The 4,697-nt window shown below is 76.2% G+C and carries 5 protein-coding genes; 2 read left to right on the plus strand and 3 right to left on the minus strand.

Features of this window, described 5'->3' with window-relative positions:
* Both ABD317_RS33705 and ABD317_RS33710 read right to left on the minus strand, forming a co-directional pair.
* Positions 1-994 (minus strand): serine/threonine-protein kinase (locus tag ABD317_RS33705; RefSeq protein ID WP_344295119.1); only part of this gene is annotated, 994 nt, incomplete at its 3' end.
* A 384-nt stretch (positions 995-1,378) separates the two neighbouring features.
* A complete protein-coding gene (locus ABD317_RS33710; RefSeq protein WP_344295121.1) occupies positions 1,379-1,855 on the minus strand; it encodes a hypothetical protein in 477 nt (158 codons plus the stop codon).
* Between the two features lie 198 nt (positions 1,856-2,053).
* Between ABD317_RS33710 and ABD317_RS33715 the strand changes: the two genes are divergently transcribed.
* Positions 2,054-2,563 carry a SigE family RNA polymerase sigma factor gene (locus tag ABD317_RS33715; protein ID WP_027756386.1) on the plus strand — a complete coding sequence of 170 codons (510 nt, stop codon included), beginning with the start codon at positions 2,054-2,056 and terminating at the stop codon, positions 2,561-2,563.
* An 80-nt stretch (positions 2,564-2,643) separates the two neighbouring features.
* A complete protein-coding gene (locus tag ABD317_RS33720) occupies positions 2,644-3,045 on the plus strand; it encodes a hypothetical protein (protein ID WP_344295122.1) in 402 nt (133 codons plus the stop codon).
* A 243-nt stretch (positions 3,046-3,288) separates the two neighbouring features.
* On the opposite strand, the gene ABD317_RS33725 is transcribed toward ABD317_RS33720, so the two are convergent.
* On the minus strand, positions 3,289-4,697 hold a 1,409-nt coding region (locus tag ABD317_RS33725), incomplete at its 5' end, for a serine/threonine-protein kinase (RefSeq protein WP_486389028.1).

Here is a 4,697-nt window from a genome sequence, read left to right on the forward strand (position 1 = left end):
GCCCGCCGCCCGCACCGCCCTCCGCGCCGCCCGGGACCGTGGCGAGCATCGTCGGCGCCGGCACCGGCCGGGCCACCGCCTCCAGCTGCCGGCGCACCTCGTCCGCCGGCGGTCGCGCCGCGGGGTCCTTGCGCAGCAGCTGCATCACCACCGTGCCCAGCGCCCCCGAGCCGCGCGCCGGCGGCGCCGGCTCGGCGGAGAGCACGGCCTGCAACGTCGCCGGCGCGGTCTGCCGGCGGTACGGGGACATGCCCTCGACGGCCGCGTACAGCACGACACCCAGCGACCACAGGTCCGACTCCGGGCCCGGCCGCTGGCCGAGCACCCGCTCCGGCGCGATGAACTCCGGCGACCCGACGAACGCGCCGGTCTCCGTGAGGCCCTGCTCGCCCTCGATCTGCGCGATGCCGAAGTCGGTGAGCACGACGCGGTCGTACCGGCCGAGCAGCACGTTGTCGGGCTTGACGTCGCGGTGCAGGATGCCCGCCTCGTGCGCGGCGGTCAGCGCGCCGAGCACGGCGACGCCGATGCGCGCCACCTCGCGCGGATCGAGGGTGCCCTCGGTGAGCTGGTCACCGAGGGAGCGGCCGCGGACCAGCTCCATCACGATCCAGGGCTTGCCCTCCTCCATCACCACGTCGTGCACGGTGACGACCGAGGGGTGGTCGATACGGGCGGCGGCGCGGGCCTCGCGCTGCATGCGCTCGTACACCGTGTGCCGCATCCGCTCGTCGAGGTTCGCGGGCAGCCGCGGCTCCTTGACGGCGACGTCGCGGTCGACGACCTCGTCGTGCGCCCGCCACACGGTGCCCATGCCGCCGACGCCGAGGCGGGCGGCGAGGCGGTAGCGCCCGCCGAGTAGCCGGCCGGCCGCGGGATCGGCGACGACCTGCGTGGCCGCGGTCTCCTGCGCGACGCCGCCCGCGTCCTCGTGCGGTGGCCGCAGGCCGTAGCTCGTGGGCTCGTTCCCCACCCTGTCCCCCTCGTACGTCATGGCACATCAATAGCGCACTACAGCGCGGTCGCTCCTCCGGATACCCACTCTGTAGAAAACGTGCGACATCGACGGGCTTTGCCGTGACATCCGCCGCGACCCTGCCGGGGACCCCGGCGAACACGCTGACCTGCACGTTCCCCCGCGGCCGGCACGTCCGCGCACCCGCCGCCCGGTCGTTGACAGTAACAGCCGCGCGGATGCGGACGCCGAGCCGGGCCGAGGAGCGGGGCGGTGCAGTACGCGACGACGAACGCCCGGGGCGGGGGGCGGGGGCCGGCCGTCGCGGAACCGGCGCCGGGACCGGCGCGGGGCACGGGCACGCCCCGTCCCCGGTGTCCGGGCAACGCCGGTTCACCGGGGGCGGGGCGGGGCACTTCCCGGTCAGTTCTCCCAGTCGGGGGCGGGCTCGCCGGGCGCGAGCGGCGTGGGGGTGCCGGCCTCGTCGCGGGCGGGGCTGGGCTCGCGGGGCTCCTCGCTCGGGACACCGGGCTCCGAGGGAACCGGGCTGGGCTCATCGGGCGCCACACTCGGCACATCGCGCTCCGAGGGGACGGGAGCAGGCTCGTCGGGCGGCACCTCGCTCGGCACACCGGGGTCGGAGGGAACGGGGCTGGGCTCAGCGGGTGCCGCACTCGGCACACCCGGCTCGGAGGGAACGGGGCTGGGCTCAGCGGGCACAGCACTCGGCACGCCCGGCTCCGAGGGGGCCGGGCTGGGCGGCGCGCTGGGGCCGCCGGCCGGCTTGTCGGTGCCGGTGGAGGCGTGGGCGAGGGCGCCCAGACCAACGACGGTCAGGACACTCGCGGCGGCCGTCGCGAAGATCAGACGCCGCGAACGCTTGGTGTGACGGGTCGTCAAGGGGGACTCCTCATACAAGGTGGGTGGACCGGCCCCGGTCGCCGCCGGAGCCCTTTCGTGAGAGGAGTACGGAGCCGGGAACGCGCCGGGTTGCACGGTCCGTACCGCGGAAATCTCCGCCGCGCGGCGTGCAACCTCCCGGGGCCCGCTCCCGTAGAGCAGGGTGAGAAGTGTCGGATGCGCCGAAGGGCGGGGTGGGTGCGGGAAGCAGTACGGGAGCGCGAGTTCCGCGAGTTCGCCGAGGCCCGGCAGGCACACCTCAGGCGCAGCGCGTACCTGCTCTGCGGGGACTGGCACCAGGCCCAGGACCTGACCCAGACCACGCTGATGAAGCTCTACGCGGCCTGGGGCCGGGTCCGCCGGGACGGCAACGTGGAGGCGTACGCCCGTACCATCCTCACCCGCGTCTTCATCGACCAGCATCGCCGCGGGGTCTGGCGCGAGGAACTGGTGGAGGCGGTGCCCGAGGAGCAGTCGGCGCCCCCGACCACCCGGGAGCTGCGGCTGGTGATGCAGGCGGCGCTGATGGAGCTGCCGCCCCGGTACCGGGCGGTGCTGGTGCTGCGGTTCTGGGAGGACTGGAGCGTGGAGCAGACCGCCGAGGCGCTCCGGATCACCCCGGGAACCGTCAAGAGCCAGAGCGCGCGGGGACTGCGCCGGCTGCGTCAGCTCCTGGGAACGCTCGCCCACGAGGTGAACGGAAGGTGAGGCGGGAAATGAGGCGGAAGACGGGGCGGAAGACGGGGCGGGAGACGAGGCGGGAAGCGGAGCGGGAAGCGGAGCCGGGGATGAGGCGGGAGACGAGCGAGCGCGACTCCGCCGCCCTGCAGCGCGCCTTCGCGGAGATCGTGGACGACTCCGCGGCGCCGCCGATGCCCAGCGTCACCGACGCGGCCGTCGTCGGCGGGCGCCGTATCCGCCGCCGCCGTGCGGTGGCCTCGGCCGGGAGCGCGCTGGCGGTGGCCGCTCTCGCCGTCACCGTCGCGGTCGGCCTGCCCGGGCCGGGAGGCTCCGAGGGCCGGCCCGGGCCCGCCGCCCCGCCCAGCGCCCCGCCGACGTCGGCCGCGCCGACGCCGCCGTCGGAGGTGGTCCCCAGCGAGGTCCCCACGCCGGCGCGGAGCGGCGAGCGCAGCGGGGCCCCGGGCGTGCCGCCCACGGAGAGCGCCCCGTCGTCCCCCGGCTTCCGGTAGCGGGGCGGCTGACAGCCTCGGTCGTCGGCTGCGGGCTGTCGCGGGCGGGACGCGGTGTTCCCGCCGCCGTACGCCCGAGACCAGTGCGCCTCCGACGGCCGTCGCACGGCGTCTTGTCGGAGGGGCGGCCTACCCTGGGGTGGGAGTGCGGGGAAGCCGAGGGACGCCGGGGAAGCTGGAGCTGGGGAGGCTTTCGTGTGTCCGGCTCCGCGCCCGGGCCGGCCCGGGCGCGGAGCCGTGCGCTCACTCCGTCGGGCGGTAGCTGTCGGCGGCGATCCGGTGGAACCGCTCCACCTCCGCGTCCTTGCCGTCCGCCCCGATCAGCAGCACCACGTGGTAGCTGTCGCCCCAGATCGACGCCAGGTTGCGCGCGTGCATCTGCCGCCCGCCGCTCTCCGTCCAGTCGAACTCCCCCTCCGCCATCACCCGCTGCCCGACCGTGATGAGCTGCAGCCCCTCGGCCTGCGCCCACGCCGCGTCCCGGTACGGGTCCAGCTCCGGCTCGCTCTGCTGCTGGTACGCCATGGGGTCGCTGCCGAACTCGTCGATGCCGTCGCGGCCGGGGACGATGACGAGTTCGTAGTCCCCGCCGACGTAGCGGATCTGGCCGCTGTCGTTCTCGGCGACCCGCTGCCAGTCCTCGCGGACGGCGACCTCGAAGCCCGCCGGGTCCTCGCGGAGCGTGAAGCCCTCGGGCAGCGTGGAGCCCGCGCCGCCGTCGCCCTGGCCGCCGTTCTGCCCGTCGCCCTTCGGCTTGTCGGGGTCGTCGGACTCCTTCGGCTGGCGGCGTTCCTCCGGTTCGTTCGGATCGGGGTCGTCCGTGGGCGGCGCAGCCGACTCGCCCGGTTCACCGCCCGGCCCGGCGCCGATCGAGCCGCGCTGGTTGCCGGTGCCCTCCTCGGCCTGCGGCATGAACATCGCCGCGTAAGCGATCGCCCCGGCCATGGCGACGAAGATCAGCGCGATCAGCGTACGGCCCAGGCTCCGCGGCCCGCGGGGGCCGCGGCGCGAACGGCGGCGCCGGTGCTTCGCGTGCACCGGAACCGGCGCCTTGTTCGCGCGCCGCCGACGCATCAGCTCGCCGCGGCGGCGCAGTATCGGCAGCCGCCGCGGGTCGCCGCCGCGGCCCGTGCCGTGCTGCGGCACGGTGACCGTGCGGCTGCCGATGCCGGGCTCGGGCGCGGTGCGGATCAGGGACCGCAGCCAGCCGCGCAACTCCTCGAAGTCCGGCCGCTCTGTGGGGTCCTGGCGCAGCAGCGACTCGACGACGGGACGCAGCGCCCCGCACTCCTCGGCGTGCGCGGCGGGCTCCGAGCAGACCAGCTGCACCAGCTCGGCGACGTCCTCCTCGGGATACGCGGGATGCCCCTGCACGGCGCGGAAGAGCAGCGCGCCGAGCGCCCACAGGTCGGCGGCGGGGCCGACGGGGGGCGCGAGCTGCCAGTGCTCGTGGATCGGGCCGGCCTGCTCGGGCGCCCAGCGCTCGGTCACGGCGCCGACGACCTGCATCCGCGTCTGCCGCGCGCGTTCGGCGGCGAGCCGGGTGCTGGGCCCGGGATAGCGGGCGGCACGGCCGGCACCGGGGCCGGCCTCGGCGCCGGGCCGCCCGTCAGCGCCCGCGCGCACCGGCTGCGCGCCGACGGGCACGGCTT

Source organism: Streptomyces synnematoformans, assembly GCF_039531005.1.
Lineage (GTDB): Bacteria > Actinomycetota > Actinomycetes > Streptomycetales > Streptomycetaceae > Streptomyces > Streptomyces synnematoformans.